The sequence below is a fragment of the Cedecea neteri genome (assembly GCF_000758305.1).
Lineage (GTDB): Bacteria > Pseudomonadota > Gammaproteobacteria > Enterobacterales > Enterobacteriaceae > Cedecea > Cedecea neteri_C.
Window position 1 is genome coordinate 1,167,889 of sequence record NZ_CP009458.1, and the last position, 22,308, is coordinate 1,190,196.

The 22,308-nt window shown below is 48.7% G+C and carries 22 protein-coding genes; 10 read left to right on the forward strand and 12 right to left on the reverse strand.

Going from position 1 to position 22,308, the window contains the following annotated elements:
- Positions 1-114 precede the first annotated feature (114 nt).
- The 4 genes from radC (at position 115) to mutM (ending at position 2,309) form a co-directional block, all read left to right on the forward strand.
- Positions 115-792 carry a RadC family protein gene (gene radC, locus LH23_RS05460; RefSeq protein ID WP_039289146.1) on the forward strand — a complete coding sequence of 226 codons (678 nt, stop codon included), beginning with the start codon at positions 115-117 and terminating at the stop codon, positions 790-792.
- 214 nt (positions 793-1,006) lie between these two features.
- Complete coding sequence (rpmB, locus tag LH23_RS05465) at positions 1,007-1,243, forward strand: 50S ribosomal protein L28 (protein WP_008457442.1); 237 nt, start codon at positions 1,007-1,009, stop codon at positions 1,241-1,243.
- 20 nt (positions 1,244-1,263) lie between these two features.
- Entirely contained in the window at positions 1,264-1,431 is a 168-nt protein-coding gene (rpmG, locus tag LH23_RS05470) for a 50S ribosomal protein L33 (RefSeq protein WP_002436700.1), read from the forward strand.
- A gap of 68 nt (positions 1,432-1,499) precedes the next feature.
- Entirely contained in the window at positions 1,500-2,309 is an 810-nt protein-coding gene (gene mutM / locus LH23_RS05475; RefSeq protein WP_039289147.1) for a bifunctional DNA-formamidopyrimidine glycosylase/DNA-(apurinic or apyrimidinic site) lyase, read from the forward strand.
- On the opposite strand, the gene coaD is transcribed toward mutM, so the two are convergent.
- Together coaD and waaA are read right to left on the reverse strand one after the other, a co-directional pair.
- Positions 2,310-2,789 carry a pantetheine-phosphate adenylyltransferase gene (gene coaD, locus LH23_RS05480; protein WP_039289148.1) on the reverse strand — a complete coding sequence of 160 codons (480 nt, stop codon included), beginning with the start codon at positions 2,787-2,789 and terminating at the stop codon, positions 2,310-2,312.
- An 8-nt stretch (positions 2,790-2,797) separates the two neighbouring features.
- Complete coding sequence (gene waaA, locus LH23_RS05485) at positions 2,798-4,075, reverse strand: lipid IV(A) 3-deoxy-D-manno-octulosonic acid transferase (protein ID WP_039289149.1); 1,278 nt, start codon at positions 4,073-4,075, stop codon at positions 2,798-2,800.
- 434 nt (positions 4,076-4,509) lie between these two features.
- Here waaA and LH23_RS05490 point away from each other — a divergent pair, with 434 nt between their 5' ends.
- From LH23_RS05490 to LH23_RS05505, 4 genes are read left to right on the forward strand one after another with little or no spacing between them, the layout of a single operon-like run.
- Complete coding sequence (locus LH23_RS05490) at positions 4,510-5,634, forward strand: glycosyltransferase family 4 protein (RefSeq protein ID WP_039289150.1); 1,125 nt, start codon at positions 4,510-4,512, stop codon at positions 5,632-5,634.
- Positions 5,627-6,424 (forward strand): lipopolysaccharide core heptose(I) kinase RfaP, encoded by a 798-nt coding sequence (gene rfaP, locus LH23_RS05495; RefSeq protein ID WP_039289151.1) that lies wholly within the window; start codon positions 5,627-5,629, stop codon positions 6,422-6,424. The genes LH23_RS05490 and rfaP overlap by 8 nt, the downstream gene beginning before the upstream one ends.
- Before the next feature lie 42 nt (positions 6,425-6,466).
- Positions 6,467-7,489 (forward strand): glycosyltransferase, encoded by a 1,023-nt coding sequence (locus tag LH23_RS05500; protein ID WP_039289152.1) that lies wholly within the window; start codon positions 6,467-6,469, stop codon positions 7,487-7,489.
- Positions 7,490-7,531: 42 nt separating this feature from the next.
- Positions 7,532-8,533, forward strand: a complete 1,002-nt coding sequence (locus LH23_RS05505; protein ID WP_039289153.1) for a glycosyltransferase family 8 protein — start codon at positions 7,532-7,534, stop codon at positions 8,531-8,533.
- A gap of 46 nt (positions 8,534-8,579) precedes the next feature.
- Here the strand turns inward: LH23_RS05505 and LH23_RS05510 are convergent, their stop codons facing one another.
- From LH23_RS05510 to rfaD, 7 genes are read right to left on the reverse strand one after another with little or no spacing between them, the layout of a single operon-like run.
- Entirely contained in the window at positions 8,580-9,524 is a 945-nt protein-coding gene (locus tag LH23_RS05510; RefSeq protein ID WP_039289154.1) for a glycosyltransferase family 8 protein, read from the reverse strand.
- On the reverse strand, positions 9,525-10,580 hold the full coding sequence (rfaQ, locus tag LH23_RS05515; RefSeq protein ID WP_039289155.1) for a lipopolysaccharide core heptosyltransferase RfaQ: 1,056 nt from the start codon (positions 10,578-10,580) through the stop codon (positions 9,525-9,527).
- Between the two features lies 1 nt (position 10,581).
- Positions 10,582-11,592 carry a glycosyltransferase family 2 protein gene (locus LH23_RS05520; RefSeq protein ID WP_039289156.1) on the reverse strand — a complete coding sequence of 337 codons (1,011 nt, stop codon included), beginning with the start codon at positions 11,590-11,592 and terminating at the stop codon, positions 10,582-10,584.
- Complete coding sequence (locus LH23_RS05525; protein ID WP_231560172.1) at positions 11,585-12,877, reverse strand: O-antigen ligase family protein; 1,293 nt, start codon at positions 12,875-12,877, stop codon at positions 11,585-11,587. Before LH23_RS05525 ends, LH23_RS05520 begins: the two co-directional genes overlap by 8 nt.
- 19 nt (positions 12,878-12,896) lie before the next feature.
- Positions 12,897-13,865: a lipopolysaccharide heptosyltransferase RfaC gene (gene rfaC / locus LH23_RS05530; RefSeq protein ID WP_039289157.1), complete on the reverse strand. Its 969-nt coding sequence runs from the start codon at positions 13,863-13,865 to the stop codon at positions 12,897-12,899.
- Positions 13,865-14,914 carry an ADP-heptose--LPS heptosyltransferase RfaF gene (gene rfaF, locus LH23_RS05535; RefSeq protein WP_039289158.1) on the reverse strand — a complete coding sequence of 350 codons (1,050 nt, stop codon included), beginning with the start codon at positions 14,912-14,914 and terminating at the stop codon, positions 13,865-13,867. Before rfaF ends, rfaC begins: the two co-directional genes overlap by 1 nt.
- 16 nt (positions 14,915-14,930) lie before the next feature.
- Positions 14,931-15,863, reverse strand: coding sequence for an ADP-glyceromanno-heptose 6-epimerase (gene rfaD, locus LH23_RS05540; RefSeq protein ID WP_039289159.1), 933 nt, complete (start codon positions 15,861-15,863; stop codon positions 14,931-14,933).
- A gap of 215 nt (positions 15,864-16,078) precedes the next feature.
- On the opposite strand from rfaD, the gene kbl reads away from it, so the two are divergent.
- Both kbl and tdh read left to right on the forward strand, forming a co-directional pair.
- Positions 16,079-17,275: a glycine C-acetyltransferase gene (gene kbl, locus LH23_RS05545; protein ID WP_039289160.1), complete on the forward strand. Its 1,197-nt coding sequence runs from the start codon at positions 16,079-16,081 to the stop codon at positions 17,273-17,275.
- A 10-nt stretch (positions 17,276-17,285) separates the two neighbouring features.
- Positions 17,286-18,311: an L-threonine 3-dehydrogenase gene (tdh, locus tag LH23_RS05550; RefSeq protein WP_039289161.1), complete on the forward strand. Its 1,026-nt coding sequence runs from the start codon at positions 17,286-17,288 to the stop codon at positions 18,309-18,311.
- 39 nt (positions 18,312-18,350) lie between these two features.
- On the opposite strand, the gene LH23_RS05555 is transcribed toward tdh, so the two are convergent.
- Genes LH23_RS05555 through gpmM form a run of 3 tightly spaced genes read right to left on the reverse strand, consistent with a single transcriptional unit; the run spans position 18,351 to position 22,109 of the window.
- Entirely contained in the window at positions 18,351-19,241 is an 891-nt protein-coding gene (locus LH23_RS05555) for a divergent polysaccharide deacetylase family protein (RefSeq protein ID WP_197062514.1), read from the reverse strand.
- Positions 19,242-19,289: 48 nt separating this feature from the next.
- Positions 19,290-20,552, reverse strand: coding sequence for a murein hydrolase activator EnvC (envC, locus tag LH23_RS05560; protein ID WP_039289163.1), 1,263 nt, complete (start codon positions 20,550-20,552; stop codon positions 19,290-19,292).
- A 9-nt stretch (positions 20,553-20,561) separates the two neighbouring features.
- The gene (gene gpmM / locus LH23_RS05565) at positions 20,562-22,109 is read right to left on the reverse strand and encodes a 2,3-bisphosphoglycerate-independent phosphoglycerate mutase (protein ID WP_039289164.1); all 1,548 of its coding nucleotides are present in this window, start codon (positions 22,107-22,109) and stop codon (positions 20,562-20,564) included.
- Positions 22,110-22,308: the final 199 nt, after the last annotated feature.

Consider the following 22,308-nt stretch of genomic DNA (forward strand, 5'->3'; position numbering starts at 1 on the left):
CCCTGGCAGGCGACTTTTTGCAGTTTGCGAGGCGCTACGCAAGACCAAAACCCGCTCATCGCCTGACAATAAAAAAGGTCGCATTATGGGGGAGTTAAGAGAGGGAGAGGTGCGATGGACAGGGATAATGAGATTGAAAACGCGTATTTACCCAGGGAAAAACTGCTGCAATTCGGTGTAGGTTCTCTTACCGACACTGAACTGCTGGCGCTCTTTTTACGTACGGGCCACCAGGGAATGCACGTTTTGGTTTTTGCCAATATGCTGCTGCGTGAGTTTGGTTCCCTGCACCGCTTGTTGTCGGCAGATTATTCCCATTTCAAGGACGTGAAGGGGATTGGCGAAGCGAAATACACTCAACTAAACGCGATTGCCGAGCTGGCGAGGCGTTATTACTCATCTCAGGGGGTCAAAGAACTCTCTTTGCTTACGCCAGGAAAGGTGCGGGAGTATGTTCAGAGTCAGTTGACGACCGAGCAGCGTGAAATATTTATGGTGCTGTTTTTGAATAATCAGCATCAGGTTATTAAATGTGAACGGTTGTTTGCCGGAACGCTAAGTCACGTTGAAGTTCACCCGAGAGAAATTGTCCGTGAAGCGATGAAATGCAACGCCGGTGCCATTATACTGGCGCACAACCACCCATCAGGTAAGGCCGAACCCAGTAAAGCAGACCGGGCTATTACGGAACGCATCGTGAAAGTTTGCCTGTTTATGGAAATTCGAGTGCTTGATCATTTGGTTATTGGTCACGGAGAATACGTTTCTTTCGCTGAACGAGGGTGGATTTAAGCCATCAGGCGCGATCCATTGGGATCTTTGTCTGTTCGGGACTTGAGCACATGCCTCACACAGCGTATACTACGCCACCTTTGAGAATCTCGGGTTTGGCATTATGCGCCTGGCACTGTGGTTCACATTGAACCGCCAGGGACCAGGCTTGCAGCCTGACGAGGCGCCTAACCCTATACGAAGCTCGAGCTAATTTGATTTTTGGAGAATAGACATGTCCCGAGTCTGCCAAGTTACTGGCAAGCGTCCGGCGACCGGTAATAACCGTTCCCACGCACTGAACGCGACTAAACGCCGTTTCCTGCCGAACCTGCACTCTCACCGTTTCTGGGTTGAGAGCGAGAAGCGTTTTGTCACCCTGCGTGTATCTGCTAAAGGTATGCGTGTAATCGATAAGAAAGGCATCGATACAGTTCTGTCCGAACTGCGTGCCCGTGGCGAAAAGTACTAAGTACTTAGAGGAAATAAATCATGGCTAAAGGTATTCGTGAGAAAATCAAGCTGGTTTCTTCTGCTGGTACTGGTCACTTCTATACCACCACGAAGAACAAACGTACTAAGCCGGAAAAACTGGAACTGAAAAAGTTCGATCCAGTTGTCCGTCAGCACGTTGTATACAAAGAAGCCAAAATTAAATAATTCTGGTAACTTTGTTGAAGAAACCCGGCTCAGGCCGGGTTTTTTTATGCCTGCTTCCCGGAGGAGAGATGCCTGAATTACCAGAGGTAGAAACCAGTCGTCGCGGTATTGAGCCGCACCTGGTGGGTGAAACCATCCTGTATGCCGTTGTGCGCAATGCTCGACTGCGCTGGCCGGTTTCTGATGAAATACATGCTCTGAGCGATAAGCCCGTGCTGAGCGTGCAGCGGCGGGCGAAGTATTTGCTGCTGGAGCTACCGGATGGCTGGATCATCATTCACCTGGGAATGTCCGGCAGTCTGAGGATCCTCGCGGAAGAACTTCCTGCGGAAAAGCACGATCATGTCGATCTGATCATGAGCAACGGCAAAGTCCTTCGCTACACCGATCCGCGGCGTTTTGGTGCCTGGCTATGGGTCAAAGAGCTTGAGGGGAGTAACGTATTGGCTCATCTCGGGCCAGAGCCGCTGAGCGAGGCATTCAGTGCAGAATACCTGCGTGAAAAATCGGCCAAAAAGAAAACGGCTATCAAGCCCTGGCTGATGGATAACAAACTGGTTGTCGGGGTGGGGAATATCTATGCCAGCGAATCCTTGTTCGCGGCGGGGATCCATCCCGACCGTAGCGCGCAGTCGCTATCAAAAAAAGAGTCTGAAACTCTGGTCGCGGCGATCAAAGCGGTATTGCAGCGCTCAATAGAGCAAGGTGGAACGACTTTAAAAGACTTCCTTCAGTCCGATGGCAAACCTGGCTATTTTGCTCAGGAGCTGCAGGTATATGGGCGGGAAGGAGAACCTTGCAGGGTATGTGGTACGCCGATTGCTGCCGCTAAGCACGCTCAGCGTAGCACCTACTATTGCCGCCGCTGTCAGCGATAGCTATTTAAGCCTTTCGATAAGCGCTTTACAGACGTGCTCTGGCAGGAAGTGAGCGACATCCCCGTGATGGCGCGCCACTTCTTTGACCAGAGAAGAAGAAACAAATGACCACTCTTTAGATGGCATCAGGAAGACGCTTTCCAGTTCTGGCATGAGATGGCGATTCATGTGGGCCAGCTGCATTTCATATTCAAAATCAGCCGCGGTACGCAACCCACGCACCAGCACGTTTGCCTGCTGCTTGCGCGCAAAGCTTGCCATTAAATCGCTGAAACCGAGAACCTGAACGTTGGGTAAATGTGCAAGCGCCTGCTGCGCCAGCGCAACGCGTTCATCCAGCGTAAATAAAGCATTCTTGCTGGGGCTTGCTGCAATGGCAAGGATCACCTGGTCAAACATACTGGCTGCACGGGTAACGATATCAATATGGCCGTTGGTGATAGGATCGAAAGTCCCCGGATAGATTGCCCGCTTTTGCATATCTGACCTTAGTGTGTTTTAGGGGGGAGATAAGGTTCCAGTAGCTGCAACAGGCGCTGTAATGCACCCTGGTTCTGGTAAAGCACTTCCACAGCATGGCGCCCGTAGAAGTTACGATAATCCTCATCTGTGAGCAAAGACGCAATCTCTTTTACTAATGACTGTTCGTCGTTCACGGTGATTAGGCCATCTGCCTGCGACAGGCGCGCGCAGATATCTTTGAAGTTAAAGGTATGTGGGCCCATTAACACGGGAATAGCGTGTGCGGCGGGTTCGAGCGGATTATGGCCACCGCGCTCAACTAACGAGCCGCCAACAAAAGCCAGATCGGCAATTCCGTACAGTAACATTAACTCACCCATAGTATCGCCAATGACGACCTGCGTACTGGAAGACGGCACCTCTCCAGAAGAACGGGTGATGTAGCTTAATCCTGCATTTCTGACCAGATTGATAGCATCCGGGAAGCGTTCCGGGTGACGTGGTACAAGGATCAGCAATAAATTAGGAAACTGTTTTAAAAGTGACTGATGGGCCTGAACGACAATACTTTCTTCACCTTCATGCGTGCTGGTGGCTATCCAGACTGGGCGGTGTGGTGCCCACTGCCGGCGAAGCGTTACGGCACGAGCAGCAAGTTGCGGCGTCACAGAGATATCAAATTTAAGGCTTCCGGTGACCGTCAATTGACTTCGTTTTGCACCTAGCGAGATGAAGCGCTCACCGTCTTCTTCGTTCTGCGCGGCAATAAGCGTAATGCGCTGCAGCAGCGTTCGGACAAAGTCACCAAGTTTCGCGTAGCCTTTTGCCGAGCGTGCGGAAAGCCTGGCATTGGCAATCACTAATGGGATATAGCGTTTGTGCAGCGCGGCTATCAGGTTTGGCCAAAGTTCGGTTTCCATAATAAGCACTAGCTTCGGATCGACTTTATCCAGAAAACGGTTTAGCGCACACGGTAAATCATAAGGTAGATAGACGTGCTGGACGTCTTCTCCGAACGCGGACATGACCCTTTCTGAGCCGGTTGGTGTCATTGTCGTGACGGTAATCGGCAGCTCTGGATAGCGATGGCGAAGCGCGCGAACCAGAGGGATGGCGGCTAGCGTTTCCCCAACGGAAACCGAATGCAACATAATGCCACCTGGCTTGAGCGGCTTTTTATAGAAGCCGTAGCGCTCGCCAATGCGTTTGCGGTATGCAGGAGCTTTACGACCGCGCACCCATAATCGCAGCCAGATGAGTGGCTGTATGAGGTAAAGCAGTATGGTGTAAAGCAATTGGAGCATAGGACACGGCTGGCGTTATGAATGTGCTGGGGATTCTATGTATTTAACCTGAGCTTTGCCATTACTTTTGCGGAAATTGCCTGAAATCACCCCTGATTGTTCCTGGTGATATTAACCATGATGTTTTTTTCAATTTTTATTGAATACAGGATGGTGAATCTTGGGTTAGCAAACCGTGCTGGCAAGGTACTGTGCCGATGAAAATTGGAATTTATTTTCTTATTTTATAAATGGTTGCGTATCGCTTTATACGATTGATATTCATATCGGATTGCCCTCTGATAAATGCTACACTATGCAACGTTTTCAAAGGAATTTGGAACTCGTCAGTGTTGGAAAATTGAGCATTTTCCTTCCGGCATCATCGACCTGACCAGAAGGGTTTCTCCCTGTGGTTTGTCTGACTTCGGTTTAGGCCTCGCGGATATGAGTACATGATCATTGCTTTTTGCTTATACAAATACTTTCCCTACGGCGGCCTGCAGCGCGATTTTATGCGTATAGCTCAAACCGTTGCTGCTCGTGGTCATCACGTTAAAGTGTTTACCCAACAGTGGCAGGGAGAGCATCCTAAGCAGTTTGAAATTGTGCTTGTTCCGGTGACAGCTCGTACAAATCATGGGAAGAATGCGCAGTATCATCAATGGGTTGAGAATGAGCTGAAGATACATCCTGTCGATCGGGTTGTCGGATTCAATAAAATGCCCGGTCTTGATGTTTATTACGCGGCTGACGTCTGTTATGCCGAAAAGGTTGAGCGTGAAAAGGGCTTTTTCTACAAATTAACCGCACGTTATCGACATTATGCGCAGTTTGAGAAAGCCACGTTCCTGCGAGGAAAAAAAACTCAACTGTTGATGTTAACGCCGACGCAAGTAGCTGATTTTAAAAAACACTATCAGACAGAATCCGATCGCTTCCATATTATGCCGCCGGGGATTTATCCGGACAGAAAGTACAGTAACCAGATTGCCGACAGCAGGCGAGTATATCGCCAAAAAAACGGCATTGATCCGCAGCAGTTCGTGGTGCTTCAGGTTGGCTCGGATTTTAAGCGAAAAGGCGTATTTCGTTCTCTGGAGGCGATAGCCGCCTTGCCGGAAGCCCTACGTAAAAAAACACGTTATCTGGTCGTTGGGCAGGATAAACCAGGGCGTTTCGAAGCGAAGGCGCAGCAGCTTGGCATTGCAGATAATGTGCAGTTCTTTTCTGGAAGGGATGACGTTGCCGAGTTGATGGCGGCAGCAGATATTTTGATTCATCCAGCGGTTCAGGAAGCGGCTGGGATTGTCCTGTTAGAAGCTATCGTTTCCGGATTGCCAGTACTGGTTACGGAAGTTTGCGGTTATGCCCATTATATCGAGTCTGCTCACTGTGGTGAGGTCATCCCAGAGCCGTTTAATCAGGCGACGTTGAATCATGCACTTTCCAATGCTTTAGAGAACGAGGCGTTGCGTAACCAATGGGCCGAGCATGCACGGCATTATGCCGACAGTGAGGATCTGTACAGTTTGCCTGAGAAAGTGGCTGATATTATTTTAGGTTGTGAACATGATTGAGCTTAAAGAGCCGTTTGCTACGCGATGGCGTGGAAAAGACCCTTTTGCTGAGGTTGTAAAGCTGGAGGGTGAAGTGTTCCGTGCCCTGGAGTCCCGCCGGACGATCCGTTTCGAGATGGAGGGTAAAGGCTATTTTCTTAAGTATCATCGCGGCACAACGTTAAAAGAAGTGGTGAAAAACCTGATTTCACTACGTATGCCCGTGCTGGGCGCAGACAGAGAATGGTTTGCTATTCATCGGCTCAAAGCGCTTGGTGTCGACACGATGAATGGCGTCGCGTTTGGCCAAAAGGGACTGAATCCTTTAGAACGAACTTCTTTTATTATTACCGACGATCTCTCCCCGACGATCAGCCTGGAAGACTATTGTGCTGATTGGGCTGTTAAGCCACCCAAAGTTAGCGTCAAACGTGCGATTATCCAACGCGTAGCCGAAATGGTTAGAGAGATGCATCGAGGAGGCGTGAACCATAGGGACTGCTACATATGCCATTTCCTTTTGCATTTGCCGTTTGAATCGCCAGAAGCACAGTTCAAAATCTCGGTGATCGATTTACATCGGGCTCAAATTCGTCGCGCTGTGCCTCGCCGTTGGCGAGACAAAGATCTTATCGGTCTTTATTTTTCCTCTTTGCATATAGGCTTAACTTCGCGCGACATTTACCGATTTCTGAGTATTTATTTTTCAGTGCCACTACGGGACATCATTAAAAATGAGTCAGCTTTGTTTGCAACCGCGCACGTAAAAGCACAAAAAATACAGAAAAGAACGGTAAGAAAGTCATTATAATTTATTAAAATTAAAAGCTCTGTAGGCATGAGGCAAAAAAGAATGAAAATTAATTTCGATAAAGCGATACTCAAAGAAATTATTTGCGATCGTTCTATCCATACAAAAGAAAAAAAACTTAACATAGCTTATGGTATTGATCGTAATTTTTTGTTTGGGTCAGGCATCTCAATGACCTCCGTACTGATCAATAATCCAGAGATGGAGTTTAATTTCTATGTTTTCACCGATTTTGTTGATGATGATTATATAAGTTGCGTAGAGCGTTTAGCGGAAAAATATCATACGTCAATTACGGTTATTGTGTTTGATAATGAAGCATTTCGTGATCTCCCAAGTACTAAAGCATGGACATATGCAATGTACTACCGTTACTTTGCGTTTGAATATTTAAGTAACAATCTTGATTCAGTTCTCTACCTTGATGCAGATATCATCTGTAAAGGCTCATTGGACGAATTGACAGGTATACAATTTGACGGCGAATATGCCGCCATTATTCATGATATTGATGAAGTCCGTCTCAAATCAGGAGCACGTCTTGGGATTCCAGAGCTTTCACACGGATACTTTAACTCTGGTGTTGTGCTCGCAAATCTGGTTCTTTGGAAAGAACAAAAGTTACTGAGTAAAGCATTTGGTGTTTTTTCAGAAAAGAAAGACGGACTGCTTTATTTTGATCAAGATGTATTAAACATTTTGTTTGTGGGTAATACTATTTCATTACGTAGAGACTTTAACTGTATCTATGGTGTTGATCAGGAATTAGTAAATAAAAATATTAATGACGATTATAAAGATTTTATTACTGACGATACCATTCTTATTCACTATGTTGGCGTGACAAAGCCCTGGCATAGGTGGGCTAAGTATCCAGTTTCTAAGTTCTTTATAGCAGCATATGAAAAATCAACATGGTCAGGAAAAGCATTGCTTAACGCAAATACGGCTAAGCTTTATAAACGAAAATCACGACATGAAAGAGTCCAGCACAAGTATGTACTGTCTGTTTTGAGTCATATAATGTATATCAAGAGCAAACTTTTTGGTTCCCATTTGCGCTGAGTAGCATAACCCGTTAATTTTTGTGTTTAAAAGGTATGTCAGATGAATTTTGATTGTCGCCAGGCTATAAAGGAAATTGTTGCTTTCAACAACGCACCTGCTGAATATAAGCCGCAACTACATGTTGCATGGGGTGTCGATAAGAATTTCATGTTTGGTGCGGCAATATCTATGATGTCAGTGTTGCAGAATAATCGAAATGTTCCCATTCACTTTCATCTTTTTACTGACTATATTGATGATGATTATAAGACCCGTGCAGCAGAACTATCTAAGATATTTTCTACAAAAATCACGATTTATGTTATCGATGCGAACGAACTAAAAATATTACCTTTTAGCCACGCATGGTCCCATGCAATGTACTTCCGGTTTGTTGCGTTCGAGTATCTTAGCGAAGACGTTGATGCCTTACTTTATATTGATGCTGATGTTATATGTAAAGGTTCTCTTCAGGATCTGATTGATATTGATTTTGAAGATAAAGTGGCAGCGGTTGTTCGGGATGTTGATGATAGTCCAGCACGAAGAGCTGGAACACCAGACTTTAATGAGAACTATTTTAATTCTGGTGTAATGTACACTAATCTTGTTGCGTGGAGAAAATTCAATTTTCTCAGTGCAGCATTTGATATGTTGTTAGACGAAAAGCAAAAACATTCATTTCCCGATCAAGATGTTTTGAATATTCTTTTCAAAGACAAAGTCATATTTCTGCCGCGTATTTATAATGCTATTTATGGCATTAAGCAGGAACTAAAAAATAAGGATATTAATCGCTATCGGGACTATATCAAGCCGGAAACCATTTTAATCCACTATATCGGTGTGACTAAACCATGGAATTCCTGGGCGAATTACCCTTCAGCACAATATTTCACGACGGCCTGGCAAGCATCTCCTTGGGCAAATGTTCCTCTGCTTGGGCCTAGAACACCTAAGCAATTTAAGAAAAAGTCCCGACATGAAAGGTTACAAGGAAAAATGCTGGCATCTATTGTGAGTTATATCGGCTATCTTATTGCCAAACTGAAAAGTAAATAACAAAAAGCTCCCATTGGGAGCTTTTTATTTTTGAGTCATACGCATTTTACTTGCGCAGTTTGCTCTGCAAATACTTCAGATACCAACCGGCGGCAACCAGGTACTGTCTTTTACGGGCATTCTGTCGGGCATATACTCGATAATCCGTTGGTCGCATCCGTGGTGCATAGGAACGCAATGGGGCGTTTCGCCATGGCGTAAAGTGATGATAGAAAGAGTAGAGTTGCTGGGCCAGGCCAGTATGTTCCCGGTACCATGGTTTTCTGCCACCGGTGAAGTGGACGATTTTAGGTGTTGTATTTTCGTGATATAAAAACGTCTCTTTTTGTTCCTCAGTGAACCAGTTGAAAAGGAAGTTCCACTGGTTATCGATGAAGCGTATATTGCCATCCATCGCGATATTCAATGCATCCTGATCAAAATAGGGAAGGGTGTTTCCTTTTTCGAATAATACTTCGTTTGCTTTATTTTCGACGTCATGTTCTATCCAGTTATTGACATTGATATAAAGAAACCCTGCATTGAAATAATGCTTTGTTTTTAGGCCGAGACGTTTGGCATGTTTGTCGTTCTGTGTATCGAGCGAATCATGGCTGGCAGCGCAGATAACATTGCTGATATCAATATCATTTATGCTGCTGATATCGTCGAAACACAACGTATCGGCATCAAGATAAATGAAGTTTTCAACTTTTCCCTGAAGTAACCGGGGCACTGCAAGACGCATATAAGTGGAGCGGTTAAGGTGTTTAATAGCGAAATCATTGCTGTATTTCTCAATCGCGCCTTTTTCTATTTTTACCACTTGAACGCCATCACAGGTTGCTTTCAGCTTTTCGATTTCCTCATCGCTTACATCATAAACAAATACGTAGAATGCCAACTCTTGATTTAGGTTGTTCATTTTTACGGATATCATTGAGGTAGCGACATACTCCAGATAATTGGCATCCGTACACCAGGCAACATTGATTATTGAGTTATTAGCCATTTATTTGTTCTCATTGTCTTGGGTTGCCGCATTTTTCAACGTGGTATCGACAGCGTCGATGACGGCCTGCGCTGGGATCCAGGAAAGATACTTCTGCGAACGATCCAAATCTTTTCTTTCGGGCATCGGATGATAACTGCCCGCCCAAATCAGCGTTGCTTTATCTGACCACGGTCGCCATTGCTGATAGTTGGTTGCACCGAACAGGCATACTTGAGGTTTATTCAGTGCTGCAGCCATGTGCATCGGAGCGGAATCAACACCGATATAAAGGGTTGCATGGTCGAGCAGCGCTGCAAGCTGCAGGAATGATGTTTTTCCTGCAAAACGGAGGTCTGGAGATATATCGCAGAGGCCGGCAATCCGCTTTACTTGTTCCTGTTCAGTGGCTGCTGGCCCGCAGGTTAAATAGACCTTCAATCCCTGGCTATGCAGATGATTAATGACCTCAGCGAATTTATCCTCATCCCAGCACTTAAACGACTGCCGTGCGGTGGGTTGAATAACCACATAAGGCTGCAACATTAGCTCGGGATCAAGAGCACATAGCGCCTGAACATCATTTTCCTGATAACTCAGCTGCATTTGTGGCTTCAGATCACTATCGGTAAAGCCGATGCCTTTCAGTAGAGACAAATTTTGCTCAACGATGTGAGTTCCTGTCATAGGCACTACCCGGCTAAAGAGCTTGTTCCAGAGCTTTTTTTCTCGCTGAAAGGCGACAGAAGGCCGACCTAATGAAGCGACCAGTGCACCAATAGGCCACTGCTCAGTCAGGTTCACAATCAGGTCGTAGCGATTTTTTCTAAGTTCGCGCTGCAGGGTGAGGTAGTTTTTGATTGTATCGAGCAGCCCGAGCTTTTTTTCGACCAGATAAAATTGATGAATACGGTCATCTGCCGCGAGAATGGCTTTGGTATCTTTGTACAATAACAAATCAATTTTAGCGTGCGGATAGCGTGCCTGCAGACTCGCTATGACGGGAGTAATGAGCAATACATCGCCATAAAACTTAAGCTTGCAAATTAAAATGCGATCTACATGTTGTTGAGCCATCTTAACTTTCCTTGTTGATCTTTTTCTTGCAAAGCTTAAATACCTGATTGCGAGTAGCAGAAATAAATGTATCTACCCAAGGGTGTCGCATTTTATAGATTATTTTTTTATTCATGACGCTTTCGTCGCAATACTGTAATACTGTTTTTATATCGCTTAACATTTGCTCATCATAGGCATAGTAGCCTTTCTTTTTGCGTACAATTTTTCGCCCTTCAAGAAAACAATTAACAATCATCAGCGTTGCAACCGAGCGTTTTTCTGGATTGTTTTTTATATAGTCACACATTTTTCTCATGGCAAAAAAGATGTGCTGAGCGTCACTTTCTCTGAGATTTTCAGTGATGCTATGGGAATTTAGCCGGTAGTAATAAAGTTTAACGTTGAGATTCAGGATGTTACGGCATTTAAAGTACTGGAACGGGCTGAAAATAATATCTTCATAGCGGCGATTAGCTTCAAATCTGTCATTGCCAAGAATATCCCGGAGAAATATTTTTGTGACTAAATGCCACTGTGCAGCGCTAAACGTAGGCATTAATGGCAAACATTGAGTATCCTGCAGAATGAGTTCATTTCTTTCAATATTTTCATTGCTGGCGCCTTGCGATGTGTATAGTTTTTCTTTATCGCGAGTTAAGCCAAATTCTACAATGTCATATTTACGTTCACGCAGGACGGGCAGTAAAAGAGTGAAATAATCGGAACTGATAATATCGTCACTGTCCACAAAAGCGATGTATACACCCGTTGCGGATTCTAGCCCTTTATTTCGGGCAATCGCTACGCCTTGGTTACTCTGATGTATTACCTTAACGTTATCACTGGGGCTGAACCGGTAAAATTCTGCGATCTTTTCATCGGTATGATCGGTCGAACCATCATTAATGATGATGATTTCAACTTCATCTGTGATCCCGGCCTGCAGGGATGTCAGGGTTGAAGTGATAAATTCGGCATTATTATATGTCGGAATAATAATGCTCAGAAGGTAATGATTTTTATCACACATGAGATTGCTCTCTTTTGGTGTTAGAAACCAGTATTAGTGCAAAAGAAAGTGCCAGCATGCTACTTAAGGATTCACCTTTGGCATACAGCAATAGATCACTTAGGCCGTAGATAGCGATAGCACCTGAAACAATCAGTAACAGCGCATTTTTCTCTTCAAATGCCATATATACCATTGAGGCATATAAGAGTGCGAGGAGCACAACGCCCAATACGCCTTTGAGAGAAAACGTATCCATCATTTCATTATGTAGATGGATGTTCATATACATCAATGCGCCGCTGAGCGAGGGATCAGTTTTTTCCAGAATATTAAGTGAGGCGCTGCGCTGCTCCAGAGACTCGCCTCCGGGCTGCAATTTCCCCGTCTCAAACCCTACACGTTGCATGGCAAACCTCGCCCCAATCGACGTATTACTGTTCTCACTCTTGTATGCCGCTATGTCATCTTTGAAATCCATATACCGTTGTTCCAGCACCGATTTCAACGGGACCAGAGCCAAAACGCCGAGGACGATAAAACTCGTTATGGAGACTGCCAGAACTTTATGGTTACGACGATAATGTAATAAAAATAAGGCAATACATAATATCGGATAAACTAAAATAGCTGCTCGCGTTTGCGTGGTGACAATGGCCATAGAAGATAGCGCAAAATGTAGAAAATAAAGCGGAATAACCCAGCGACCACGTAAATTTAGTATTGCCTGCGAGGCCAGTAATGCAATAAACGTCAAGGCATATGCAGTGCCAGTTGCAAATTCAAAACCTAGCGAAACCCTGTATGCAAGTAGGTTCATCGCGCCGATACTATAGAGTTGGTAAGCTGCCCACCCATATAGCGAGAGCCCAATGGCGATGATCAGATAGTTAACAGCCTGCCTAATGCAGGGAGAAAATGCCTTTTGGCAACCGATCGCTGTTATGACAAATGACGCAAAAATAAGCGTCTTACCCCCATTCTGGTAAGAGCGATAGGCTGCTGTAAAAGGTGAGCCCTGTTGTTTAAAGATCGCCACCCAAATAATTTGCATTAGCCCAAACGCAAAAAGAGCGAGCGGCAGCATTAGCATTTTTTTATTTTTCAATAAGTTATGGCGGTTATTGAAAATAACAGGAAATGAAAGGACGGTACTGAAAATGAAGACCTTGATTGCCTGATCGGGATTAATAAGCACCATAGCCAATGAAAGCAGGCAACCCGCAAGAAACAGGCCGTCGACGATGCTGAAGAAAGTATCTTTTCTCTTGCTATCATGCAGAGAAATAATTGGGCTATCAGGCATAAATATACTCTTAAAAGAATTATAGTATGTTTGAATGTTGAAGTAATTGTCGGACATCGTTTGCTGATGTTGAAGCCATTGCATGATCCCCATTTTTTAGCGCCTGCTGATGTAGACCATACCCACCAATTAGCCCCGGATCAGTCGGTCCGTACAGCGTCACATTCGGCCGGTCTAATGCTGCGGTAAGGTGGCTTAATCCTGTATCAACGGAAACCACATATTTTGCTCCCGCCAATACTTTAGCCACTTCTTCAAGCGTCATTTTCGGTAAGACGTCAACGAAATCAAACCCTTCCGCCAGCCGCTTAGCCCTTGCTTCTTCATGTGGCGCTCCCCACGGAAGCTTAATGCGAACCCCTGAACCCTCCAGCAGGCTAATTAGCTCACGCCAGTGCGTTTCCGGCCAGTGTTTATCATCTCGTGTCGTCGCATGTAAGAATACGGCATACTGACCATTATCCGCGTTCAGATAGTTCAGGAAATGCGATGCGATTGCATAATCACCCTGCCGATCGGGTTGGATATATCCCAAACTCTTAGCAAAAAGCTCACGCACGCGCTCCACCGCGTGTTGCTGTCTGGCCACGCTGTGTCTTACGTTGTAGAACAGACTGGCTAATGGCTCACGTGCGCTGTTCCAGTTCATGCCGTGCTTTATGCCACGCGCCTTACGAGTGACCAGTGCAGCACTTTTTACTAGCCCCTGGGCGTCGATAATGCAGTCATATTCTCTGGCCTTCAGCTCTTCATAGAACACTTCACGTTCGGCGCGTGTTTTAGAAGCAAACCAGCTTTTACGCCAGCGACGGATTGCAACCGGAAATACTTTATCCACGGCGGGGTGCCAGCTCGGGATCTGGGCAAAGCCTTCTTCAACAACCCAGTCGAATTTGATTCCTGGAATAGCATGCATCGCATCCGTCAGGGCTGGAAGCGAATGAAGCACATCGCCCATCGAAGATGTTTTAACGAGAAGAACACGCATCAGTCTTCCTTGCTGCTGGTTAACAGTTCAGTCAATGCAACCAGCACGCTTTCGGGCGTGATATCGATCAGGCTTTGATGATAGCCCTCAGCGGCATCGCCTTTACGCACTTTATGGTATCCGCTGATCAGGCGAATAACCTTCGCTTTATGGGAAAGTGGTGGGGTGAAATCCGGGCTGCTGGGGCCATAAAGTGCGACCAGTGGGCGGTCGAGTGCGGCTGCAACATGCATCAGGCCAGAGTCATTAGTGACTACACCCTGGCAAGCTGCAAGCAAAATAACGGCCTGCTCAAGCTGGGTATCCCCGGCAAGGTTACGGCACCATGCCTGTTGCTCACTGCTGAGGGCAGCAAGAATCTCTTTACCCGCGTCCTTATCCTTGGCAGAGCCGAAAAGCACAACCTGATATCCGGCATCAATGAGTTTTGCCGCGAGCGCGGCGTAATGATAGTGCGGCCAGCGTTTTGCCGGGCCGAACTCTGCGCCAGGGCAGAAACCTATCATTGGGCGCTGTGGCTCAAGGTTAAAGGCAGCACAGGCCTGTGTTTTTTCACCTTCACTGACGTGCAGCTGAGGCCACAGCAGTGGCTGCGGGAGATCTTTCGCCGACTGCATTACGCCCCTGTCGTAACCTAAAGCGACATAGCGTTCTACCATTAAAGGCCAGGCTTGTTTATCCAGCTTGCGGCTGTCATTCAGCAGGCCATAGCGCATTTCGCCCAGCCAACCCGTGCGATGAGGAATGTTGGCAAAAAAAGGCACCAGCGCGGACTTAAACGAGTTTGGCAGGACGTAAGCACGATCGTAGCGCTTATCTCGAAGGCTATGACCGAGACGGCGACGTTCTGCGATTTGCAGCGCACCGTGGCCCAAAGGCATGGCGATGGCTTCGTTCACTTCCTGCATACGCGATAATAGCGGACGGCACCACGCGGGTGCCATCACGTCAATTATCGCCTGGGGATAACGCGCCTTGAGCGTGCGATAGAGACTTTGCGACATCATCATGTCGCCCACCCATGACGGGCCAATCACCAGAATTTTCATACTTTCCCTGTGCAGCTTATGCGTCGCGATTTAACCATGTCATGTATTCCGCAACGCCTTCGGCTACGGTTTTGAACGGCTTGTCGTAACCTGCAGCGCGCAGATTGGTTAAGTCGGCTTCGGTATAAGCCTGGTAGCGACCTTTCAGTTTGTCCGGGAAAGGAATGTACTCGATGCTGCCTTTGTTGTGATAAGCCAGCGCAGCGTCTGCCACGGCCTGGAAGGATTCTGCACGGCCGGTACCGCAGTTGAAAATACCGGAAACGCCATTTTGCCAGAACCACAGATTAACGGCGGCCACATCACCCACATAGATGAAATCACGCTTGAAGCCGTCACTGCCTTCGAAGAGTTTAGGATTTTCACCGTTGTTCAACTGGGTGTTGAGGTGGAAGGCGACGCTCGCCATGCTGCCTTTGTGACCTTCACGCGGCCCGTAGACGTTAAAGTAGCGGAAGCCGGTCACCTGAGAGTTCGCTTCTGGCAGGATCTGGCGCACATATTCATCAAACAGGAATTTTGAGTAGCCGTATACGTTCAGCGGCTGTTCATATTCGCGAGATTCGATGAAATCTGCATTGCGCCCGCCGTAGGTGGCGGCAGAAGAGGCATACAGGAACGGAATTTCACGCTCCAGGCAGTAGTGCAGGATTTCTTTAGAGTACTGATAGTTGTTGTCCATCATGTACTTGCCGTCCCACTCGGTGGTGGAAGAGCAGGCACCTTCATGGAAGATGGCGTCGATATCACCGAACTCTTCCCCGGCCATAATCTGGATCAGGAAGTCTTCCTTGTCCATGTAGTCGGCGATGTCCAGATCAACCAGGTTAACAAACTTAGTCCCGTCTTTGAGGTTATCCACGACCAGGATATCGCGGTAGCCTTGCTCATTCAGAGATTTAACAATGTTGCTGCCGATCATGCCGGCGCCGCCAGTAACGATAATCATAATTTCAACCTTTAAAAAGTGGGGCTTTCAGGCCATAAACCTGATGCACTAATGGCTCTTATCATACCATTACAATTAAAGACCCGCCTAATGAGCGGAAGTTTTTCACCCTCGTGATTTATCCTGCAAAAATCATATTCCCTGAAGCGTAATCTCGTCTCCTGGTATAGGTTTGGGTAATATATGCCGAAATTTGCCATGCCTGGAGAATCGCGATGCGCGAAGATTTTTACAAGCAGTTGACCTCCCAGCTCGAGACGGCTCGTGTGGAAGGGTTATTTAAAGAAGAGCGTATTATCACCTCCGCCCAACAGGCGGACATCACCGTCTCGGACGGCAGCCACGTTATTAACTTCTGCGCCAACAACTATCTGGGTCTTGCTAACCATCCGCAGCTGATTGAAGCAGCTAAACAGGGGATGGATAAACACGGTTTTGGTATGGCTTCGGTCCGCTTTATCTGTGGTACTCAGGACAGCCATAAACAGTTGGAAAGCAAGCTGGCCGATTTCCTGGGAACGGACGACGCGATTCTTTACTCCTCCTGCTTCGACGCCAATGGCGGCTTGTTTGAGACGCTGCTCGGGCCGGAAGATGCCATCATTTCTGACGCACTGAACCATGCCTCAATTATCGACGGTGTGCGCCTGTGCAAAGCACAGCGTTATCGCTATGCCAACAACGATATGCAGGAACTGGAAGCTCGTCTGAAAGAGGCTCGTGCTGCAGGTGCTCGTCACGTGATGATCGCCACCGACGGCGTATTCTCAATGGACGGTGTGATTGCCAACCTGCAGGGTGTTTGTGACCTGGCGGATAAGTACAATGCGCTGGTTATGGTCGATGACTCCCACGCCGTGGGCTTTGTAGGTGCCAATGGGCGCGGTACGCACGAATACTGCGATGTCATGGACCGCGTTGATATTATTACCGGCACGCTGGGTAAAGCACTGGGCGGCGCTTCTGGTGGCTATACCGCAGGTCGCAAAGAAGTTATCGAATGGCTTCGCCAGCGTTCCCGTCCTTACCTTTTCTCAAATTCACTCGCACCAGCCATTGTTTCCGCCTCTATCAAGGTACTGGAAATGCTGGAGTCTGGCGAAGAGCTGCGTGAGCGCCTGTGGTCAAACGCTCGTCTGTTCCGTGAAAAAATGAGCGCTGCCGGGTTTACGCTTGCAGGTGCAGATCACGCCATTATTCCAGTGATGCTTGGCGAGGCGGTTGTCGCCCAGAACTTTGCGCGCGAACTGCAAAAAGAAGGTATTTACGTCACCGGTTTCTTCTACCCGGTGGTGCCAAAAGGTCAGGCGCGTATTCGCACCCAAATGTCGGCGGCGCATACCCCTGAGCAAATTGAACGTGCGGTAGATGCGTTTACGCGCATCGGTAAGCAATTAGGCGTTATCGCTTAAGGGAGCGGTCATGAAAGCATTAGCAAAACTGAAGGCGGAAGAAGGCATCTGGATGACGGATGCCCCCAAGCCGGAAATGGGTCATAACGATCTGCTGATCAAAATTCGTAAAACGGCGATTTGCGGGACCGACGTCCATATTTACAACTGGGACGAATGGTCGCAAAAAACTATTCCTGTTCCTATGGTTGTGGGCCACGAATACGTGGGTGAAGTGGTAGGCATTGGCCAGGAAGTGAAAGGCTTCAAGATTGGCGATCGCGTTTCCGGCGAAGGGCATATCACCTGTGGGCACTGTCGTAACTGCCGCGGCGGGCGTACCCACCTCTGCCGTAACACCACCGGCGTGGGTGTGAACCGCCCCGGCTGTTTTGCTGAGTATTTGGTTATCCCGGCGTTTAATGCGTTCAGGATCCCGGACAATATCTCAGACGACCTGGCTTCCATCTTCGACCCGTTCGGCAACGCCGTGCACACGGCGCTTTCGTTCGACCTGGTAGGCGAAGATGTGCTGGTCTCCGGCGCAGGCCCTATCGGGATCATGGCGGCGGCAGTAGCGAAGCACGTCGGCGCGCGTAACGTGGTGATTACCGACGTGAACGAATACCGCCTTGAGCTGGCGCGTGAAATGGGTATTACTCGTGCGGTCAACGTCAGCAAAGAAAGCCTGCAGGACGTGATGAGCGAGCTGGGGATGACCGAAGGGTTTGACGTGGGTCTGGAGATGTCCGGCGCGCCACCGGCGTTCCGCACCATGCTGGATACCATGAATCACGGTGGCCGGATTGCGATGCTGGGGATCCCGCCGTCAGATATGTCTATCGACTGGACAAAAGTTATCTTTAAGGGGCTGTTTATTAAAGGTATCTACGGTCGCGAGATGTTTGAGACCTGGTACAAGATGGCAGCCCTTATTCAGTCTGGTCTGGATTTGTCTCCGATCATCACCCACCGCTTCTCTATCGATGAGTTCCAGAAAGGCTTTGACGCGATGCGCTCCGGGCAGTCGGGCAAAGTTATCCTGAGCTGGGATTAATCATTAAACCAGAGGGCATTGCGCCCTCTGGTTTTTCAATCAGGCCTGTTTGGCCCAACCCTGCCACTGATGCTGGAGATATTTCACCAGCGCGCTCTCGGCAATGCTTTCACTGATGACTTTAAAGTAGGTGGTGGCGTACACCGGCTCAAGAGGCTGTTTCGGTTTACACACCTTCACGCCCCGGAACGGGTTACGTGGCGGTGGCTGTTTGCCCGGCTGAGTATTATTCGGCGTTGAGGTATCTACCTGTGGCTCATTAAGCAGGCTGCTCGGCCGCACCAGCGTGATGTCCGGTGGCAGGTTGTACACCATCTGCTGGAGGACGCGAACGGTCGAAGGGTGAGGGTGACCGATGGCGATAGCTGACCCGGTTTTGCGAGCAAGCTGGATAGCGCGATTGAACTGAAAGCGGATATCCGCCTCGTTCTGAGTATCGTCGAGGAACACTTTCCGCTTAATCACTTTGACTCGAGTGCCGGCTGCGGCGCGAGTGGCCTGGCTGTTACCGATGGTCATGCTGTCCAGGAAATAGAGATTGTACTGCTCCAGCGACTGCATCACCTTTTGCATGCCGAACAGGTTGGAGGTCATCGCGCTGCCCATATGGTTATTCATCCCAACGGCATAAGGGACTTTGTTCACCGCGTCGCGGATAATTCTCTCGATTTCGCTGCTGCTCATGTCCGGACGGAGCGTATCTTTCTCTAGCGGTTGTTTGCTGAGTGGTGCCATCGGCAGATGGATCAGAACTTCATGCCCGGCGTTATGGGCTTTGGTCGCCATTTCGCGAGCGTGGGGTGCGTTGGGTAGCACGGCGACAGAGACGTTAGTTGGCAGGGCCAGCACCTGGTTTTCCTGCTGAGGACGATAGCCAAAGTCATCAATGACTATCGAGAGCTTACCGGCCCAGGCGGAGGTTGCCAGCATTAGCCCGCTGGCGGCGGCGAAAAAAACGGTGCGGAACTGAGGCAAAACTTATCTTCCCAACCACGGTTGTGGATTCACTGCCTGGCCCTGGCGACGAATTTCGAAATAGAGTGACGGACGGCCCTGGCCGCCACTGCTACCGACCAGCGCAATAGGTTGCCCGGCACGTACCTGGGTGCCGACGCTGACCAGCGCGCTCTGGTTGTAGCCGTAGAGACTCATATCGCCTTTGCCGTGTTCAATGACGACAACAAGACCATAGCCCTGAAGCCAGTCGGCAAGGATCACACGTCCGTCGGCAATGGCTTTAACTTCCGTGCCTTCCGACGCCGCAATAACGATACCTTTCCAACGTAGTTCACCTTGCAGCTGTTCGCCATAGCGATGCAGTAACGAACCGCGAACCGGCCAGTATGCCTGCCCACGTGGCGCACCCAGGCCACCTGTTCTCGACATCAATGAACGCTCGCTTTCGGTTGGCTTGTAGGTTGTGCCTTTGTTGGAGGCTTCCTGCTGTTTATTGCGAACCTGCTCTGCTTCGCGTGCCTCACGCTCGGCTCGAGCTTTTGCCGCTGCTTCTGCGCGGGCGATCTGGCTCTGCAGTCGCGCCTGGTTCTGGCGCATTTCACTCAGCTTCTGCTGATCCTGCTGGATGGAGGATTCCAGGCCTGCCAGCGTCTTTTTGCGTTCGTTGCGGGCGCTCTCCAGCCTGGCCTGTTGCGCCTGCTGGTCATACAGCAAAGTTTGCTGTTCGCTTTGCTTACTTTCCAGCTCGGTTTTCTGCTGTGCAGCTTCCGCTTTGGTCTGTTTTAACTCTTCGATAGTCTGCTGACGCGCAGCGTTAAGGTAACCGAAATAGGCCTGCAGGCGCTGGCCACGCTGGCTTTCTTCGCCGCTAAGAATCAACTGAATACCGGTATGCTGACCCTGACGAAACGCCGCATCCAGCTGAGCGGCCAGGTTACGTTCCTGAGTCGCTTGCTGTTTTTGAAGTTTTGCGAGGGAGTTGTTCAGCGTCGCGATTTGATTGTTTAAATCCGCGAGAGTGTTCTGGGTTTCGCGCAGCTTACGGCTGGCCGCGGAAATTGCTTCTTCTTGCGCTTTTAGCTGAGCGAGTAAAACGGAACGTTGCTGCTGTTGCTGACGCACCGCGCGCTCTTTGGCCGCGATATCCTGTTGAATGGATTGCAGCTGCTGCTTGTCGTCAGCGTGGCTGGAAAAAGGCAATAACAAGACGCCAGCGCTAAACACGCTGGCGTAGATAACGGGCTTCACAGCCCATGTCTTTGAAAAAATCACCTTTCCCCTCATGGGGAGGGATTATTCCACGATGAACAGCGGCTTGCCAGTCATCTCGTGCGGGATTTCCATTCCCATCAGGCTCAACATGGTTGGCGCGATGTCAGAAAGCTTGCCGCCAGCGACAGCTTTCAGGTTTTTTTCACCTACGTAGATCAGCGGAACCGGCAGGCTGGTGTGCGCGGTATGGGCCTGGCCGGTAGCCGGGTCGCGCATTTGCTCTGCGTTACCGTGGTCTGCAGTGATCAACAGCTGACCGCCAACGGCCTCAACGGCTTTAACCACCTGAGCGACGCAGTTGTCGAGGGCTTCAACGGCGGAAATCGCAGCATCATAGACGCCAGTGTGGCCAACCATATCACCGTTCGGATAGTTGCAGATGATGGTGTCGTATTTGCCGCTGTTGATGGCGCTCAGCAGCTTATCGGTCAGTTCAGCAGAGCTCATTTCAGGCTGCAGATCGTAGGTCGCCACTTTCGGAGAATTTACCAGCACGCGGTCTTCACCCGCGAACGGCTCTTCAACGCCGCCGTTGTAGAAGAAGGTTACGTGAGCGTATTTCTCGGTTTCGGAGATGCGCAACTGGGTTTTATTGTGTTTCGCCATCCACTCGCCGAAAGTATTGGTCAGTGACGCTGGTGGGTAAGCGCAGGCCGTTTTAATGTCTGCGGCATATTCAGTCAGCATCACGAAGTCGCCAAACTGCACTACTTTTTTGCGGCTGAAACCATCGAAATTGGCGTTAACAAAGGCGCGGGTGATCTGACGGGCACGGTCAGCACGGAAGTTCATGAAGATCAGCGCATCGCCATCATTCATAGTCGAGTCGGCTTCACCTGCGGCGCAAATCACGGTTGGCTTAACGAATTCATCGTTTTCGTCACGAGCGTAAGCGGCTTCCAGGCCAGCAACCGCATTGTCTGCCTGGAATTCACCTTTGGCCTGAGTCATCAGGTCGTAAGCCAGCTCAACACGATCCCAGCGGTTGTCACGATCCATTGCGTAATAGCGGCCAATAAGGGTGGCAACTCGGCCTTTGCCCAGCTCAGCGAACTTGTCGGCAAATTTCTTCAGGGAGGACTTTGCGCTGCGTGGCGGCGTGTCACGGCCATCAAGGAAAGCATGCAGATAAATAGCTTCCGCACCTCGTTCGGCCGCCAGCTCTATCATCGCCAGAATATGGTCTTCATGGCTGTGAACGCCGCCAGGAGAAACCAGGCCCATGATATGTACCGCTTTACCGGCGGCAACGGCTTTGTCTACTGCCCCGGTCAATACCGGGTTAGCAAAGAAACTACGTTCTTTAATTTCAACGTCGAGGCGAGTCAGATCCTGATAAACGATACGGCCTGCACCGAGGTTGACGTGGCCGACTTCGGAGTTACCCATTTGCCCGTCTGGTAAACCGACTTCCAGCCCTGATGCGTTGATCAAAGTATGCGGGCGCTGGCCCCACAGGCTATCCATCACCGGCGTTTTAGCATTAAGAATCGCGTTATCCTGCTGCTCTTCGCGGTGGCCATAGCCATCGAGAATCACCAGGACCATAGGTTTTTTAGTAACCGACATTGCAACAACCTCTGAGTCTAAGACAAAATTTGCGTAATTTTACTACAGCCGATCCCGACGAATAGCCGCAGAAGATCAAAGAAAGGGGCTGGAGCGCGATCGGATTGCATCAGTCTGGTTCTTTTTTTTCGTAACAGCCCGCAGAATCCACATAACATTATTCAGACTGGCTGTAATTGCCACAACGCGAAGGTATACT

Excerpts from the sequence above, each read along its gene's own strand:
- radC (WP_039289146.1), top strand. The coding sequence starts at position 115 with ATGGACAGGGATAATGAGATTGAAAACGCGTATTTACCCAGGGAAAAA.
- rpmB (WP_008457442.1), top strand. The coding sequence starts at position 1,007 with ATGTCCCGAGTCTGCCAAGTTACTGGCAAGCGTCCGGCGACCGGTAAT.
- rpmG (WP_002436700.1), top strand. The coding sequence starts at position 1,264 with ATGGCTAAAGGTATTCGTGAGAAAATCAAGCTGGTTTCTTCTGCTGGT.
- mutM (WP_039289147.1), top strand. The coding sequence starts at position 1,500 with ATGCCTGAATTACCAGAGGTAGAAACCAGTCGTCGCGGTATTGAGCCG.
- coaD (WP_039289148.1), bottom strand. The coding sequence starts at position 2,789 with ATGCAAAAGCGGGCAATCTATCCGGGGACTTTCGATCCTATCACCAAC.
- waaA (WP_039289149.1), bottom strand. The coding sequence starts at position 4,075 with ATGCTCCAATTGCTTTACACCATACTGCTTTACCTCATACAGCCACTC.
- LH23_RS05490 (WP_039289150.1), top strand. The coding sequence starts at position 4,510 with ATGATCATTGCTTTTTGCTTATACAAATACTTTCCCTACGGCGGCCTG.
- rfaP (WP_039289151.1), top strand. The coding sequence starts at position 5,627 with ATGATTGAGCTTAAAGAGCCGTTTGCTACGCGATGGCGTGGAAAAGAC.
- LH23_RS05500 (WP_039289152.1), top strand. The coding sequence starts at position 6,467 with ATGAAAATTAATTTCGATAAAGCGATACTCAAAGAAATTATTTGCGAT.
- LH23_RS05505 (WP_039289153.1), top strand. The coding sequence starts at position 7,532 with ATGAATTTTGATTGTCGCCAGGCTATAAAGGAAATTGTTGCTTTCAAC.
- LH23_RS05510 (WP_039289154.1), bottom strand. The coding sequence starts at position 9,524 with ATGGCTAATAACTCAATAATCAATGTTGCCTGGTGTACGGATGCCAAT.
- rfaQ (WP_039289155.1), bottom strand. The coding sequence starts at position 10,580 with ATGGCTCAACAACATGTAGATCGCATTTTAATTTGCAAGCTTAAGTTT.
- LH23_RS05520 (WP_039289156.1), bottom strand. The coding sequence starts at position 11,592 with ATGTGTGATAAAAATCATTACCTTCTGAGCATTATTATTCCGACATAT.
- LH23_RS05525 (WP_231560172.1), bottom strand. The coding sequence starts at position 12,877 with ATGCCTGATAGCCCAATTATTTCTCTGCATGATAGCAAGAGAAAAGAT.
- rfaC (WP_039289157.1), bottom strand. The coding sequence starts at position 13,865 with ATGCGTGTTCTTCTCGTTAAAACATCTTCGATGGGCGATGTGCTTCAT.
- rfaF (WP_039289158.1), bottom strand. The coding sequence starts at position 14,914 with ATGAAAATTCTGGTGATTGGCCCGTCATGGGTGGGCGACATGATGATG.
- rfaD (WP_039289159.1), bottom strand. The coding sequence starts at position 15,863 with ATGATTATCGTTACTGGCGGCGCCGGCATGATCGGCAGCAACATTGTT.
- kbl (WP_039289160.1), top strand. The coding sequence starts at position 16,079 with ATGCGCGAAGATTTTTACAAGCAGTTGACCTCCCAGCTCGAGACGGCT.
- tdh (WP_039289161.1), top strand. The coding sequence starts at position 17,286 with ATGAAAGCATTAGCAAAACTGAAGGCGGAAGAAGGCATCTGGATGACG.
- LH23_RS05555 (WP_197062514.1), bottom strand. The coding sequence starts at position 19,241 with ATGCTGGCAACCTCCGCCTGGGCCGGTAAGCTCTCGATAGTCATTGAT.
- envC (WP_039289163.1), bottom strand. The coding sequence starts at position 20,552 with ATGAGGGGAAAGGTGATTTTTTCAAAGACATGGGCTGTGAAGCCCGTT.
- gpmM (WP_039289164.1), bottom strand. The coding sequence starts at position 22,109 with ATGTCGGTTACTAAAAAACCTATGGTCCTGGTGATTCTCGATGGCTAT.